The 15,889-nt window shown below is 44.9% G+C and carries 13 protein-coding genes; 2 read left to right on the forward strand and 11 right to left on the reverse strand.

What is annotated here, in order from left to right:
• Positions 1-213 precede the first annotated feature (213 nt).
• From greA to hrcA, 11 genes are all read right to left on the reverse strand, one after another.
• Positions 214-696 (reverse strand): transcription elongation factor GreA, encoded by a 483-nt coding sequence (gene greA, locus ABD128_RS06300; RefSeq protein WP_343988148.1) that lies wholly within the window; start codon positions 694-696, stop codon positions 214-216.
• Entirely contained in the window at positions 693-3,923 is a 3,231-nt protein-coding gene (gene carB / locus ABD128_RS06305) for a carbamoyl-phosphate synthase large subunit (protein ID WP_343988151.1), read from the reverse strand. Before carB ends, greA begins: the two co-directional genes overlap by 4 nt.
• 14 nt (positions 3,924-3,937) lie before the next feature.
• On the reverse strand, positions 3,938-5,098 hold the full coding sequence (carA, locus tag ABD128_RS06310) for a glutamine-hydrolyzing carbamoyl-phosphate synthase small subunit (RefSeq protein ID WP_343988153.1): 1,161 nt from the start codon (positions 5,096-5,098) through the stop codon (positions 3,938-3,940).
• 144 nt (positions 5,099-5,242) lie between these two features.
• The gene (locus ABD128_RS06315; RefSeq protein WP_343988156.1) at positions 5,243-6,301 is read right to left on the reverse strand and encodes a tetratricopeptide repeat protein; all 1,059 of its coding nucleotides are present in this window, start codon (positions 6,299-6,301) and stop codon (positions 5,243-5,245) included.
• Positions 6,302-6,703: 402 nt separating this feature from the next.
• Entirely contained in the window at positions 6,704-7,516 is an 813-nt protein-coding gene (dapB, locus tag ABD128_RS06320; RefSeq protein ID WP_343988160.1) for a 4-hydroxy-tetrahydrodipicolinate reductase, read from the reverse strand.
• A gap of 16 nt (positions 7,517-7,532) precedes the next feature.
• Positions 7,533-8,138 (reverse strand): arylesterase, encoded by a 606-nt coding sequence (locus ABD128_RS06325; RefSeq protein ID WP_343988162.1) that lies wholly within the window; start codon positions 8,136-8,138, stop codon positions 7,533-7,535.
• Positions 8,139-8,263: 125 nt separating this feature from the next.
• Entirely contained in the window at positions 8,264-9,412 is a 1,149-nt protein-coding gene (dnaJ, locus tag ABD128_RS06330) for a molecular chaperone DnaJ (protein ID WP_343988165.1), read from the reverse strand.
• 228 nt (positions 9,413-9,640) lie between these two features.
• On the reverse strand, positions 9,641-11,572 hold the full coding sequence (dnaK, locus tag ABD128_RS06335) for a molecular chaperone DnaK (protein WP_343988168.1): 1,932 nt from the start codon (positions 11,570-11,572) through the stop codon (positions 9,641-9,643).
• Positions 11,573-11,846: 274 nt separating this feature from the next.
• Positions 11,847-12,563: a YebC/PmpR family DNA-binding transcriptional regulator gene (locus ABD128_RS06340; protein WP_343988171.1), complete on the reverse strand. Its 717-nt coding sequence runs from the start codon at positions 12,561-12,563 to the stop codon at positions 11,847-11,849.
• A 153-nt stretch (positions 12,564-12,716) separates the two neighbouring features.
• Positions 12,717-13,352 carry a nucleotide exchange factor GrpE gene (gene grpE / locus ABD128_RS06345; protein ID WP_343988175.1) on the reverse strand — a complete coding sequence of 212 codons (636 nt, stop codon included), beginning with the start codon at positions 13,350-13,352 and terminating at the stop codon, positions 12,717-12,719.
• A 90-nt stretch (positions 13,353-13,442) separates the two neighbouring features.
• A complete protein-coding gene (hrcA, locus tag ABD128_RS06350) occupies positions 13,443-14,501 on the reverse strand; it encodes a heat-inducible transcriptional repressor HrcA (protein ID WP_343988178.1) in 1,059 nt (352 codons plus the stop codon).
• Positions 14,502-14,632: 131 nt separating this feature from the next.
• Between hrcA and nadK the strand changes: the two genes are divergently transcribed.
• Complete coding sequence (gene nadK, locus ABD128_RS06355) at positions 14,633-15,517, forward strand: NAD(+) kinase (protein ID WP_343988181.1); 885 nt, start codon at positions 14,633-14,635, stop codon at positions 15,515-15,517.
• A gap of 33 nt (positions 15,518-15,550) precedes the next feature.
• Positions 15,551-15,883 (forward strand): hypothetical protein, encoded by a 333-nt coding sequence (locus ABD128_RS06360; protein WP_343988183.1) that lies wholly within the window; start codon positions 15,551-15,553, stop codon positions 15,881-15,883.
• Positions 15,884-15,889 lie beyond the last annotated feature (6 nt).

The raw sequence follows: 15,889 nt of genomic DNA on the forward strand, positions 1-15,889 counted from the left end.
TTTACTTTGCTTCTACTCAAAGTTAATTTTTATAGTAAATATTCTAAATACTCTCTCGTTCCCTAGTAAAAAGTCCAGTCATGCGAAAGTCATCTATGACAGAGGTTCTTTTAGTTTCTTTACTAAAACTAATCCGCGTTGCTTTTCAACTATATCCCTCGATGCCATAAAAAAAGGCTCCTAAATAGGAGCCTTTTTCAATAGAAGCATCGGTTAGATATATAGCACTTCGCCTACTTCATACTCCACCTTACCGCCGGGAGTTTGGATGTCAGCAATGTCGCCTTCTTCTTTACCTATTAAACCGCGAGCAATCGGAGAGTTAATTGAGATCTTGTTTTGCTTAATATCCGCTTCATCATCACCAACGATCTGGTAACGCACCTCAGTCTCGTTGCCGTCTTCTAAATTAATCAGAACCACGGTTGAGCCGAAGATAACTTTACCAGTATTAGTAATCTTTGAGATATCCACAATCTGGGCATTAGATAGCTTCGCTTCAATTTCTTGAATACGCCCTTCAATAAAGCCCTGTTGTTCACGCGCAGCATGATATTCGGCGTTCTCTTTCAAGTCGCCATGCTCACGTGCTTCAGCAATGGCAGCAACCACTTTCGGGCGCTGCACTTTTTTCAGATCATTCAACTCTTCCTGTAGCTGTTCTGCGCCAGCCGCAGTCATAGGAACTCTGCTCATACTGTTTTAACCTGCTTATGTAATTCTTGTACTGAATTAATAGTACTGCGGGTATGTTCTTTCATTGCGGCACAAGAAGCCACGGCACCCGCCAAAGTCGTTGTATACGGAACCTTGTATTGTAAGGCGCTGCGGCGGATTAAGAAAGAGTCCTTAATCGCTTGCTTGCCTTCGGTTGTATTAACAATGTAGTCAACCTCACCATTTTTGATGTAATCCACAATGTGAGGGCGGCCTTCAAACATTTTGTTAATACGCTGACATGGGATACCAGCCGCACGAATCGCACGTGCTGTACCGCTCGTAGCCATCAATTCAAAGCCCTGTTCAACCATCTTCTTCGCAACATCGACTAAACCAGCTCTATCTGCTTCGCGAACACTAATAATAGCACGTCCAGATAATGGAACCGTTTGACCACTAGCACCACCTAGTTTCGCTTTGTAGAAAGCGTCTCCAAAGGTTTTACCAACACCCATCGCTTCACCCGTCGATTTCATTTCAGGGCCTAAAATAGGATCTGAACCCGGGAATTTATTGAATGGGAATACCGGCTCTTTAACTGAGTAGTAAGCTGGGATAACTTCTTTGGTATAACCTATTTCTTTCAATGTTTTACCGGCCATGACTGAGGCTGCGATTTTCGCTAATGGCGTGCCGGTTGCTTTTGATACGAACGGAACAGTTCGTGATGCACGTGGGTTCACCTCAAGGATGAAAATTTTATCACCTTGAATCGCGAACTGAGTGTTCATCAAACCACGAACCTGAAGCTCTTTTGCCATTTTCAACATCTGATGGCGCATCTCGTCTTGAATTTCTTGATTCAGACTAAATGGTGGAATCGAACAGGCTGAGTCACCCGAGTGAACACCCGCTTGCTCAATGTGCTCCATGACACCACCGATTAAGATATTTTCACCATCAAAGATAGCGTCGACATCAACCTCAATTGCGTCGTCTAAAAAGCGGTCTAACAATACTGGCGACTCATTAGACACGCTTACGGCGTCGTTCATATAACGGCGAAGTTCATCTTCGTTGTAGACGATTTCCATAGCGCGACCACCCAATACATACGAAGGACGTACGACAAGAGGATAACCAATCTCTTCAGCTAAACGAACACCTTCTTCGATATTGCGCGCTGTACGGTTAGGTGGTTGCAACAAACCTAAACGATTAATCGCACGCTGGAATCGCTCACGGTCTTCCGCACGATCAATCGCATCTGGCGAGGTTCCAATAATCGGTACGCCTGCAGCTTCTAGGGCTCGTGCTAATTTTAGTGGTGTTTGCCCACCGTAATGAACGATAACACCTTTCGGCTTTTCAACATCAACAACCGCTAAAACATCCTCGAGCGTTAATGGCTCAAAATACAAGCGGTCCGAAGTGTCATAATCCGTCGAAACTGTCTCTGGGTTACAGTTGATCATGATAGTTTCGTAGCCGTCATCACGCATCGCAAACGCCGCGTGTACACAGCAATAGTCGAACTCAATACCTTGCCCTATTCGGTTTGGTCCACCGCCAAGAATCATGATTTTTTCACGGTCCGATGGATTCGCCTCGCACTCTTCCTCATAAGTTGAGTACATATATGCTGTACTTGTAGCGAATTCTGCAGCACAAGTATCGACGCGTTTGTAGACAGGCGTAACACCTAGCTCTTTGCGTCGCTTACGAATTTCTTGCTCTCGACATGCGAAAATATCCGCCAAACGTTCGTCAGAGAAACCTTTACGCTTCACATGGCGCATTAATGTCTCATCAAAATCAGATAGCGATTTGCCTTTGAGCATCTCTTCGATTTTGATGATTTCTTCAATTTGCACCAAGAACCAGCGATCGATACCCGTTAAATCGTAAACATCATCAATTGTCCACCCTTTACGGAAAGCATCGCCGAGATACCAAATACGGTCAGTACCTGGAACACGTAAGTTTTGTCGTAAAGTGTCAACCCACTCAGCATTATCAGGATCAAGCTTAGGCTCAAAACCATTCGAGCCGACTTCTAGGCCACGAATTGCTTTTTGCATCGACTCTTGGAAAGTTCGACCAATTGCCATCACCTCACCCACAGACTTCATCTGTGTGGTTAGCGTTGCGTCAGTGTTAGGGAACTTCTCGAAGTTAAATCTTGGAATCTTAGTAACAACATAATCAATGCTTGGCTCGAAAGACGCTGGTGTTTTGCCACCAGTAATTTCGTTCTGTAGCTCGTCTAGGGTATAACCCACAGCAAGTTTTGCTGCTACTTTAGCGATCGGGAAGCCCGTTGCTTTTGATGCTAGTGCCGATGAACGCGATACACGTGGGTTCATCTCAATGATCGTCATACGACCATTCTCAGGGTTAATCGCGAACTGAACGTTCGAACCACCCGTTTCAACACCAATTTCGCGCAGAACCGCAAGCGACGCATCACGCATGCGCTGGTATTCTTTGTCGGTTAATGTTTGTGCTGGCGCTACGGTAATCGAGTCACCCGTATGCACACCCATTGGGTCAAAGTTTTCAATCGAGCAGATGATGATACAGTTGTCGTTCTTATCGCGAACCACTTCCATCTCATACTCTTTCCAACCAATTAACGACTCATCAATTAACAACTCGTTCGTTGGTGATAAATCTAAACCGCGCGTACAAAGCTCTTCGAACTCTTCTTTGTTATAGGCGATACCGCCGCCTGTACCACCCATGGTGAACGATGGGCGAATAATACATGGGAAGCCGACTTCTTTTTGTACTTTCCAAGCATCTTCTAAACTTCTTGCGATATCTTGTCGTGGTTGGTCTAGACCAATTTTAGCCATCGATTTGGCGAATAATTCACGGTCTTCCGCTTTATCAATCGCTTCGCGGTTAGCACCAATCATCTCCACGCCATGGATTTCAAGAACACCACGAGAGGCTAAGTCCAAGGCACAGTTTAGTGCAGTCTGACCACCCATAGTAGGAAGAATCGCGTCAGGCTTTTCTTTCTCAATAATTTTCGAAACAACTTCCCACTCAATTGGCTCGATATAAGTCGCATCGGCCATGTTAGGGTCAGTCATAATGGTTGCAGGGTTAGAGTTAACCAAGATGACTCGGTAACCCTCTTCTCTTAACGCTTTACACGCTTGTGCACCTGAGTAATCGAACTCACACGCCTGACCGATGATAATTGGGCCAGCGCCTAAAATTAAGATGCTTTCTATATCAGTACGTTTTGGCATATTCTTTATCTCTCCTAGGCTTTGGCTTGTTCCATTAGCTCAATAAAATGATCGAACAATGGCGCGGCATCTTGTGGGCCAGGGCTGGCTTCAGGGTGTCCCTGGAAGCTAAAGGCTGGCTTATCAGTGCGATGAATACCTTGTAGAGAATCGTCAAAAAGCGAACGATGAGTAGCTACCAAGTTATCAGGTAAGCTCTTTTCATCAACCGCGAAGCCGTGGTTCTGGCTCGTAATCATTACGCGGTCTGTTTCCAGAGTTTTTACCGGATGGTTTGCACCATGATGACCAAACTTCATTTTGATGGTTTTTGCGCCACTTGCTAAGGCTAGTAATTGATGGCCTAAGCAAATACCAAAAATAGGAATGTCAGTCTCTAGGAACTCTTGGATAGCCTGAATTGCATAATCACATGGCTCTGGGTCACCTGGGCCATTTGACAAGAAAACACCGTCCGGATTCATAGCCAACACATCCTTAGCTGGTGTTTCCGCTGGAACAACGGTCAAATCACAACCGCGGTCCGCGAGCATGCGAAGAATATTTTTCTTCACACCAAAGTCGTACGCGACGACTTTAAATTTTGATTCCTTGCGTTCGCCATAACCTTCGACCAAATCCCAACTCGTTTGACTCCATTGGTACTGCTCTTTAGTACAAACGACTTTAGCTAGATCCATACCCTTTAGGCCTGGAAATTGTTTAGCTAGTTCTAAGGCTCGGGCTTCATCCACATCGCCTGCAATAATGCACCCACTTTGCGCACCTTTATCGCGCAAAATTCGGGTTAAACGGCGAGTATCGATATCTGCGATAGCGACCTTTTTGTTACGCTTTAAATAGTCAGTAAGTGACTCTTCGCTACGCCAGTTGCTGTGTAGCAAAGGCAAATCACGAATAATCAATCCTTCCGCCCACACTTGGTCAGACTCAACATCTTCACTGTTGATACCTGTATTTCCAATATGGGGATAAGTTAGAGTGACTATTTGTTTAGCGTAAGAAGGGTCGGTTAATATCTCTTGGTAGCCAGTCATGGCTGTGTTGAAAACTACCTCTCCGACAGCTTGTCCATCAAAACCAATTGATGAACCATGAAAAACGCTACCGTCTTCGAGAACTAAAATGGCGGGTTGCAGACTTGAAAGTAGCTGCTGAGACTCTTGTGTTGGCAAAGAAACCTCCGTTTTTTAGGCGCAAAAAAATCGGATTCATTCAGGATCTGGTTAGTTTAGACCCCATTGACTCCGCACATTTTTTACAAGAAAGACAAATATTCGGCAAATTCCGTGTATTGTAAGGGATCACTTTATTCATGTCTATGAAACTTGCTCGGCTTTTATCTGTTTAAGGCCTAATTTAAAGGTCTTACAAAATTGTTTCTTCTTACCAGATATCATTGCTAACCCCAGATAGCCGTTCCCAGAGCCATATGCAATTGCTTTTTTAAAATAAAACGATGCTTTCTCCTCATTTGGGCTACCACTGGCAACACCGTCAAAATGCAGCAGGCCCAGATAGTAGTACTTATTTGAATCTCTAAACCCCTCAGCAAACTTTAGGTATTCCATAGCTCGTTTCTTATCTGCCTTTACTTCAATGCCATGATAATACATGGTTGCTAACCCAATCGCGGCATGCCTGCTTCCTCTTTCATAACCCTCTCTGTAAAGCCTCAAGGCTTTCTTATCGTTAAACTCCCCGCCACTTCCTAAATAAATATCTTCCATTAACCCCTCTACTAGATAGTCTTTTTTGTGCAAGCAGTGAAGTATATTTAGGGCTAATTCATCATTCCCTCGCTTTATTGCTAGATCCATTTGTTCGAATAACTCTTTATCTGTAAGACTCTCAAAGTCTTCTCCGATATTAGCCTTATCCATTAATTCAGGGCCCAACCTATAGCCTGACTTAATTTTAAGACTAGGAACATACTTCCTAAAGAAAATAGTACAGCTCCTTATGCTGCAACTATTATCGTAGATCTCTGCATAGAACTTGCTATTGGTAGTTAAAGTGATAAGTATCTGAAGTCCTGCTTCTTCTTGATACTCTGTTTCCAAGTGCTTGATATCTTCTATCTCTATTCGGTCTCTGGAAACCAGACCTGTATAAATAATCAGCTTATCGCTCTTTAGAGCCAAGAGGGGTAGAGTATCTCGTATGGAAACATACAACATTGCGCTACCAAACCAGCCTGACCACATTATTGTTGTGAGCCAGTAAGTGAATGAACCACGCGGTGTAAAGAAAGTGATGATAAAGTCAACGACTCCCCAGGTAATTGCAACAATCCCTAGGATATATAGTAGCCCCACAAGATTCTCGCATACGCGGCACTGCTGCTCTGAGCCATCGGAATATAGATATTTTTTCATTATTTTTAGCCTATAAATAGAAAAAGGGCGGTAATTCCGCCCATTTTCGAGTGGCCTCATGCCTTTTTCATGTTGCTCCCTGCGACTTCCTGTTTCACCAAGTCCCTCGGCTAATCTTCCTTATGTGCGTCCCTTGCACAACTGTTACTCTACGCTTTATCCTTTAAAGTACAAGAGCTCTAATTTGTAGACCACATCCAGTGATTTCTCAATTATTTTTAGTTACAATCACTTAGCCTTTTACTTTTACATTCGATCGCCAATATCGGCTCGATAATTCCGCTCGAGATTACCTGTCTTTGCGAGATATCCTACAAGCAGAATGGTCAATGTCTCACAAACGTTGATTGTACCGTTCTAGATGTTAGCTAGGTGTTATCTAAGTGTTAGCACTCGCAATAATTAGACGACTTGAAGCCCCAATACGTCCTGCATGCTATATAACCCAGCAGGCTTATTCTCGAGCCACTTGGCGGCAACGACAGCACCACTAGCAAAACATTGTCGTGACTGTGCTTCGTGTCTTAAGGTCACCATTTCTCCGTTTAAGGCAAAGACTACGTCATGCGTACCCACAATATCGCCGGCACGCATCACGGAGAAACCGATATTGCCATCTTTTCTAGGCGATTCGCCTTGGCGAGTCCACTCAGCGACATCTTTGAGCTCCTTTCCTTGCTCTTTAGCCACAGCTTCGCCTAGCGCTAACGCAGTGCCTGATGGTGCATCTTTTTTGTGCTTATGGTGTGCTTCGAATATCTCAATATCAGCTTTATCGCCGAGCAAGGCCGTCGCCTGCTTAACTAAGCCTATAAGGCTGTTTACCCCGACCGAGTAGTTGGCCGCTAAGACAATGGGGATTTCCTTTGCAGCACCTTCTATTTGCTGCAACTGTTCCTCTGAATAGCCTGTGGTGCCGATAACTATTGGAGTCTTTGCCGCCACACAGTGCTCTAAGGACTCTATTGAGTAATCCGGAAGGCTGAAATCGATCAGTACCTTATCGTTGCTTAACAGCTTCGGTAAGTCAGCACTGATACGCACACCTTGTGGTTCCGCACCGATTAGATAGGCTATATCATTGCCCGCCATAGGATGATCTTCGCGCGCAATGGCACCGACCAACTCCGCATCTTTGTCATTGACCGTCGCAATCAGCAGCTCTTTGCCCATGCGGCCCGTTGCAGCATTAATAATTATTTGTGCTTTACTCATATTGATTATCTTACTGTTAAAGTGCGCCCTGCTCTTGAAGCAGTTCATAAATGGTTTCAGCTAAGACTTGGTAACCTTCGTTATTAAGATGAATCGAGTCGGACTTGTAGGATCGGGTTTTCAAGAGATCGGACATAGTCTCACCATCAAACACAACTTGATGCTCAAGCGCTAATTCTTCATAAAAGCCCGCTGAATCTGAAAACAAGCTTTTCTCTGGAATGCCAATCAAAACAACTTCGGCACCAGACAATCGAATCATTTCTATCATTTTCGAAAGGTTAGACTTGGTTTGGGCTTGGTTTAGATTACGCAAAATATCGTTGCCACCTTCCATCAATATCACTAAATCAGGGTCGTGCGTTTCCAAAACTAAAGGCAATCGCTGAACTCCCTGAGCGGTTACTTCCCCCGACACCCCAGCATTAATAACTTCTAGACCCGACAACTGTGATAACACATCTGGATAGGATTTACCTGCTGAAGCGCCAACGCCATCGGTTAAGCTATCGCCAAAAGCAACAATAGTAGCGTCACTTGGTAACGGCTCTAATTTTTTCTTACCCGAACAAGCGGCTAACAACACCAGCGTCGCCCCAAAAATGAGTATCTTAGTATTCAACAATCGCTCTATCATCTCTATCCATCAATCACATAAAAATATGCTCATGAGCATAAATGGTTTTTCCGCCAATTACAAAAAAGCCCGCACAAGGCGGGCTTTACAATTCAAAAGATTGATCAGATTTAGTTGGTCATGGTGTCCCAGAACTTTTTAACGCCATCGAACCAAGAAGTTTGCTTCGGGCTGTTTTTACCATCCGAATCATTGACCGTTTGTTGGAATTCTTCTAGAAGCTCTTTTTGCTTCTTGCTCAGCTTTACCGGCGTTTCAAGAATCACGCGGCATAGTAAGTCACCAACCATACTACTGCGAACCCCTTTAACACCCTTGCCTTTCAAGCGGAACATACGGCCTGTTTGCGTTTCGGCTGGAATAGTTAAGGCTACCTTGCCTTCAAGGGTTGGTACATCGAGTTTTCCACCGAGTGCTGCCGTCACAAAACTTAACGGTACTTCACAGTATAAGTTAACGCCGTCACGCTTAAAGATCGGATGCTCTTTTACGTAAACCTGAACATACAAATCACCTGTAATGGCACCAGGTCCGCCAGCTTCACCTTCTCCGCTTAAGCGAACTCGCATGCCGTCATCAATTCCCGCAGGAATCGTGACTTTAAGTTCTTTCGTCTTGTGTACGCGACCTTGACCATGACAGTCGTTACAAGGATCTTTAATCATCTGACCCGTGCCCTGACAATCTGGGCAAGTTTGTTGCACTGAGAAGAAGCCTTGGCTCATGCGAACAGCACCTTGCCCCGCACAAGTCGTACAAGTGGTAGTGCCCGAGCCTGGCTTTGCACCATCGCCGTCACAAGTATCGCAGTTGACGTAAGTCGGAACTTTAATTTCCTTCTCAACGCCTTTAACTGCTTCTTCAAGCGTTATCTCTAAGTTGTACTGTAAATCGTTACCGCGGGCTTGGCGTCTGCCACCACCGCCGCGACGACCACCGCCACCACCAAAGATATCGCCGAAAATATCGCCGAAAATATCGTTAAAGTCTTCGCCACCACCGCCGAAGCCACCAGCACCACCACCCATGCTTGGGTCAACGCCGGCATGACCGTACTGATCATACATTTGACGCTTCTGTGGATCGCTCAAAACCTCATAGGCTTCTTTCGCTTCTTTAAAGCGTTGCTCAGCTTCTTTATCATCTGGATTACGATCAGGGTGGTTCTTCATCGCTAAGCGACGATAAGCCTTTTTCAACTCGGCTTTGTCAGCGCCCTTCGACACACCCAATACTTCGTAATAATCGCGTTTCGACATAATTAGCTACTTTTCTTCAATCTTTTTAAACCGCAAACGCAGGAACCAAATCCTGCGTTTACCTTAACTTTTTATCCATGGACATCATATCCAAAAGATAATCTCTTAAAACGAGCTGTTTGGCTTGAGAGCGAGGCGCTGAGTTTTCGAGAAGCGGAGTTTACTCAGGTAAATGAGCACTCGCAGAAAACTCAGCAACAAAGCTATCGAGTCAAAAAGACGTTTTAATTACGACTTTTTATCGTCTTTAACTTCTTCGAACTCAGCATCAACCACATCATCACCAGCATTGCTGTCAGATGCTTGCTCACCACCAGCCTGTTGGCCAGCTTCAGCTTGCTGCTGTGCGTTTGCGTACATACGCTCAGCCATCTTCGCAGATGCCTGGCTTAACGCTTCAGTCTTCGCTTTGATATCTTCTAAGTCGTCGCCTTTGATCGCTTCTTCAAGCTCATTAGCCGCTTTTTCAATCGCTTCTTTCTCGCCGTCTTCAAACGTAATGCTTTCGTCGTTTAACGATTTGCGAGAAGCGTGAACTAGGCCATCCGCTTGGTTACGCGCTTCGACTAGCTCCTGGAACTTTTTATCTTCTTCAGCGTGCGCCTCAGCATCTTTTACCATTTGCTCGATTTCTTCATCGCTCAAACCTGAAGAGGCTTTAATCTGAATCGATTGCTCTTTACCAGTCGCTTTATCTTTCGCAGAAACGTGCATGATACCGTTGGCATCGATGTCGAACGTAACTTCAATCTGTGGCGTACCGCGTGGCGCTGGTGGAATGTCGGCTAAGTCGAAACGACCTAGTGACTTGTTCTGCGAGGCCATTTTACGCTCACCTTGAAGGACGTGAACCGTTACTGCTGTTTGGTTATCTTCTGCTGTTGAGAAGGTTTGCGATGCCTTAGTCGGAATCGTTGTGTTCTTGTCAATCAGCGGAGTCATTACCTGACCCATTGTTTCGATACCAAGCGTTAGTGGCGTTACGTCTAGTAGTAGAACGTCTTTCACATCACCACCTAGTACCGCACCTTGAATTGCTGCACCAACGGCAACTGCTTCATCAGGGTTAACGTCTTTACGAGCATCTTTGCCGAAGAATCCAGAAACAGCTTCCTGAACTTTAGGCATACGAGTCTGACCACCGACTAAGATAACGTCGTCGATTTCTGACGTAGAAACGCCTGCATCTTTTAGTGACTGCTTTACAGGCTCAAGCGTACGCTCTACCAAGTCTTCAACTAATGCTTCTAATTTTGCACGAGTTAGCTTGATGTTAAGGTGCTTAGGACCTGTAGCGTCAGCCGTGATGTACGGTAGGTTTACTTCCGTTTGGCTGCTTGAAGACAATTCAATCTTCGCTTTCTCACCAGCTTCTTTCAAACGTTGCATCGCTAGTGCGTCGCCTTTAAGGTCGATGCCTGAGTCTTTCTTGAACTCTTCTGCCAAGTACTCGATAACGCGCATATCAAAATCTTCACCACCAAGGAATGTATCACCGTTGGTCGAAAGAACTTCGAACGTATGCTCGCCGTCAACTTCTGCAATTTCAATGATAGAGATATCGAAAGTACCACCACCAAGGTCATAAACAGCTACCGTGCGATCGCCACGCTCTTTATCCATACCGTATGCTAACGCTGCCGCTGTTGGCTCGTTAATAATACGTTTTACGTCTAAACCAGCGATACGGCCGGCGTCTTTAGTCGCTTGACGCTGTGAATCGTTAAAGTATGCAGGAACTGTAATTACTGCTTCTTTAACTTCTTCACCTAAGAAGTCTTCCGCTGTTTTCTTCATCTTTTTCAAGATTTCAGCAGAAACTTGAGGCGGCGCCATTTTCTTATCGTTTACTTGAACCCAAGCATCACCGTTGTCGGCTTCGATAATTTTATAAGGAACCATACCCGTATCTTTTTGAACTACCTGATCTTTGAACTTACGCCCGATCAAACGCTTGATAGCGTATAAGGTATTCTCTGGGTTAGTTACTGCTTGGCGCTTCGCAGACTGACCAACCAAAGTCTCACCGTCGGTGTAGGCGATGATCGATGGGGTCGTGCGTGTGCCTTCAGCATTTTCAATAACACGAGGTTTGTCACCGTCCATAACGGCAACACATGAATTTGTTGTACCTAAATCAATTCCGATTATTTTGGCCATGTTTTCACTCCAAAAGGGTCTTTAAATCTTGCTTGTAGCTTATGTGGGGGCTGGGTAAGGTAGATCAACCCCTTAAGCCTACTTTTTTTATGGTTACTCAAAAAGGCCACTCAAATGTCTATCGTAATAATCGAGCAGACCCAACTTAGAATGGAATATTGGTGGTGGGGCACTTTTTTCAAGGGGTATCTTTTAAAAAATCATAAAAAAAGCTGCTCCAAAGACCAGCTTTTTCGTAATCATTTTAAGCCTTATTCTGATATTTACTTAAATATTAATACTCAGCGTTATGGTAAACGTTTTGCACATCATCCTGATCATCAGCCATTTCCAAAAACTTCTCGAACATTTCTTTATCTTCACCAGAAATCTGCGTCATCACTTTAGGAATAAACTGGATCTCGTCAACGTCAAACTCGATGCCTTCAAAATTATCGAGTAATGCCTGTTTGGCTTTAAAGTACTCTTGCTGTGGTGCAAAAACGGTAATTTTGCCGTTTTCATGTTCGATATCGGTCACATCAACATCCGCCATCATTAACGCTTCGAGAACTGCTTCTTCATCATCATGAGCAAAGACAAAAATAGCGCTGTGGTCGAACATATGCATCACGCTACCTTCTGTGCCAATTTTTGACTTAGTTTTAACGAAACACTGGCGAACCTCACCAAAAGTACGGTTTGGGTTATCAGTTAAACAGTCCACAATAACCATAACATTGCCTGGAGCGTAACCTTCGTAACGTGCCACCGCGAAGTCTTCGCCCGCCCCACCTTCAGCTTTATCGATAGCTTTTTGGATAACATGGGCTGGTACCTGATCACGCTTAGCACGGTCCATTAAGCTTCTTAAGGCCAGATTACTTTCCGGCTCAGATCCACCCTGTTTAGCTGTCACATAAATTTCTCGACTGTATTTACTGTAGACCTTGGCGTTTTGATCAGACGTTTTCGCCATGGACTCTTTACGGTTTTGGAAGGCTCGACCCATCTTTATTCTCTCGTGATTATGGTTTCAAAATTTGGGGTATTGTATTACGAAATGCTCAGAAAGTGGGCATTTATAACGGATAGATATAAAAAAAGCTGTCCCTTTTTTATGGAGACAGCTTCCTTCAACACCTTTTAACTACTTTATTTTACGCTATTGAGCGACCACGACACGTGCTGGTCGAATAACACGACCGTTGAGTGAGTAGCCTTTCTGGAAGACGTCGATCACGGTGTTTTTCTCATGATCAGGGCTCGGAACCATGGTCATAGCTTCGTGTAACTGTGGGTCAAACACTTCTTCCATAGGGTTTAACTGTTCAACACCAAACTTGTTCAAGGTCGATAGGGCTAACTTCAAAGTCAACTCCATACCTTCCTTCATAGCTTTCGACTCTTCGTGTTCAGCCTTTGCTTGCAGGCCTTGCTCAAGACTATCGACTACCGCCAACAACTCTTCAGCGAATTTCTCGATCGCATACTTACGCGCGCTGATCACTTCTTTTTCAGAGCGACGACGAATGTTGTCAGCTTCAGCTTTGGTGCGCAGTGCCAAATCCATATTGTCAGCAGCTTTAGCTTCTGCTTCTTCTAGCGCTTTTTCTAACTCAATGATTTTACGCTCTTCATCGCTTAGATCCGCTAAGTTATCTTCTTCAGCCGCTTCTACTGCTTCTTCTAAAGCTTCGTCCACAACTTTTTTCACTTGCTCTTCAGCAGCTTCCATTTGCTCTTCGCTTAGTGCTTCGTTTTTTTCAACTTCTTGATTTTGCTTGTCTTTCTCAGACATAGGTCTCTCCAAACGTTATCTCTTACTCGCTATCAACGCCTGCTGGAAACCTTTAAAGGCAGCAAGCGAACTCGAATTCTCTAGTGTCACTCAATATGAGGATTCATCGTCATTATTCAAGGCTGCCGATATTAATTTTGCGGTAATATCGACCATGGGGATCACTTTGTTGTAGTCCATGCGGGTCGGCCCCACCACCGCTAAAACTCCAACCGCTTCGCCATCAATGCTGTAAGGCGCTCCGACGACGCTGCACTGGGAAAAGACGTCGTAGCCCGACTCTTCGCCGATAAAGAGCTGAACACCATCGGCGTTCAAGCATTTATCCAACAAGGTCAACATCTGTGTTTTCTCGGAAAAGGCGTTAAATACCGACTGTAAGTCCGAAATATCACCAGAATTCACCCAGTTTAATAGTTGTGATTTGCCGGTGACCTGGACTTCGTCGTCTTCGTTGCCTGTAAAACTTTTTTCAGCAACTTCGACCATCGACGCCATCATCTGATCCATCTTCGCACGATCTGCCTTAAGCTCGTTCAGCAATTCACGGCGTACTGTGTCCAGCTCCTTGCCGGCAAAATGGTGATTCACATAGTTTGATGCTTGCTGTAGCTCTGAGCGCGTTACCGGCGTATCTAGCTGGATTACACGGTTTTGCACCTCACCATCACTTAATACCAACACCACCAACACTTTATTCTGCGCTTCTGCGTCCTGTGATAAAGGTACAAACTCCACTTGTTTCACTCGTGTCACATCGCGGCGCGGTACTCGCACCAGCCCCGCCATTTGAGTAACCTGAGACAGCATATTGCTGACGCTCGACAACATCTCGCCCGTTTCCGAAACTTTGCCCAGATGTTGCTGTAGCTGCTGCAAGTAAATCTCTTCCACATCAGAGACGGTAAGCAACTGATCGACAAACAAGCGAACGCCCTGCGAGGTTGGAATTCGCCCGGCTGACGTGTACGGCGCGGTTAGTAAGCCCATACTTTCAAGATCTTGCATTACATTGCGCACGGTCGCTGAGCTGACGCTTAACTGTGAGTTCTCCAGTAAGGTTTTTGAGCCCACGGGCTGACCGCTGGAGATATAAGTCTCCACCAAGGTTTTCATCAAGATCTGCGCACGCTGGTCAAATTTGCTCATGGATATCAGTCAGTTCCTTATTAAGGTGTTGTCGTTAGTTTCAATTCTGATTGAGTAAAACCCTTGCCTATTGGCTGTATATATTCTTAAATGTGGGTCAATAATGCAATTACAAGGGATAATGAGCAAACGTGGCTCCTGCTTTAAGCTTTAAAACTATCGGCATCATGGGGAAACCGAAACATAAAGAAGTCGGCGAAACCATTATGACACTCTATCGCCATTTGCTAGACGAAGGTTATCAACCGCTCGTCGAAGACTCTGTTGCGTCTGATCTGGACGTTAAAGCCGATCATCAAGCGACCTGGCAGACGATTGGCGAGAACGCTAATTTAGTTATCGTAGTCGGTGGCGACGGCTCAATGCTTTATGCTGCACGTTTGATGGCGAGCTACAATATCCCGCTGCTAGGTGTAAACCGTGGTTATCTTGGCTTCTTAACGGACATACAGCCACAACAAGTGACCGAAAAAGTCAGTGAAGTGTTAAGTGGTGAATACAGCCAAGAACGCCGCTTTTTGCTCGAGGCTGACATTGATGGTGAAAACAATAAAGAACGCTACAGCGATGCCTTAAACGATATCGTGCTCTATCCTGGTGAAATCTCGCGCATGATCGAATTCGAGGTCTATATTAACGACTCCTTCGTCTACAGTCTGCGCGGCGATGGCTTAATTATCTCGACGCCAACGGGTTCTACGGCTTACGCTTTATCCGCTGGCGGTCCTATTATGTCACCGTCAATTAACGCCATATCGCTCGTCCCCATGTTCCCACATACGCTATCCAGTCGCCCAATCTCCATTGACGCAGAGAGCAAAGTTGATATCGTATTCAGCCAAGCTAATGAGAACGAAGCTCGCTTAAGTTGTGATGGACAGGTGCGATTCCCGGTCGCCCCAGGGGAGAAGATTTGTATTCGCAAACGCAAAGAAGACTTATGGCTATTGCACCCTAAAGATTACGACTACTTCAGCCTGCTTCGTACTAAGCTAGGTTGGGGTTCGAAGCTTTAGCTCAGTAAAGAGTCAATAAAAATAAGGACTTGCATGATTAACAGACTTGTTGCGACTATAGCGTTACTGGTGACATTATTACCCTTGGCGAAAATTATTTATGCTTACTCAACGGTTGTTACGGCTCCATTTGCAAATGGGGACATTGAATCAATCCAGAACCTAATACTCCCTTATGTCATTCTTAGTATCACATTAATAGTAGGCTACACAGCCTTCATGTTTAAATCGAATCGTGTTCCAAAAGATAAGAAAATGTTGTGGACTATTGCGATTGTGGTGTTTCATGTCCCTGCAATGCTTTTTTTCTGGTTCTGCTATATTTGGAAAAGACCAAATATTTCGACTGTAGCTCATCAAACTTAAACAATA

The sequence above is a fragment of the Kangiella japonica genome, from assembly GCF_039523535.1.
Lineage (GTDB): Bacteria > Pseudomonadota > Gammaproteobacteria > Enterobacterales > Kangiellaceae > Kangiella > Kangiella japonica.

Excerpts from the sequence above, each read along its gene's own strand:
- ABD128_RS06340 (WP_343988171.1), bottom strand. The coding sequence starts at position 12,563 with ATGGGTCGAGCCTTCCAAAACCGTAAAGAGTCCATGGCGAAAACGTCT.
- grpE (WP_343988175.1), bottom strand. The coding sequence starts at position 13,352 with ATGTCTGAGAAAGACAAGCAAAATCAAGAAGTTGAAAAAAACGAAGCA.
- dnaK (WP_343988168.1), bottom strand. The coding sequence starts at position 11,572 with ATGGCCAAAATAATCGGAATTGATTTAGGTACAACAAATTCATGTGTT.
- hrcA (WP_343988178.1), bottom strand. The coding sequence starts at position 14,501 with ATGAGCAAATTTGACCAGCGTGCGCAGATCTTGATGAAAACCTTGGTG.
- greA (WP_343988148.1), bottom strand. The coding sequence starts at position 696 with ATGAGCAGAGTTCCTATGACTGCGGCTGGCGCAGAACAGCTACAGGAA.
- carB (WP_343988151.1), bottom strand. The coding sequence starts at position 3,923 with ATGCCAAAACGTACTGATATAGAAAGCATCTTAATTTTAGGCGCTGGC.
- ABD128_RS06360 (WP_343988183.1), top strand. The coding sequence starts at position 15,551 with ATGATTAACAGACTTGTTGCGACTATAGCGTTACTGGTGACATTATTA.
- dnaJ (WP_343988165.1), bottom strand. The coding sequence starts at position 9,412 with ATGTCGAAACGCGATTATTACGAAGTATTGGGTGTGTCGAAGGGCGCT.
- dapB (WP_343988160.1), bottom strand. The coding sequence starts at position 7,516 with ATGAGTAAAGCACAAATAATTATTAATGCTGCAACGGGCCGCATGGGC.
- ABD128_RS06315 (WP_343988156.1), bottom strand. The coding sequence starts at position 6,301 with ATGAAAAAATATCTATATTCCGATGGCTCAGAGCAGCAGTGCCGCGTA.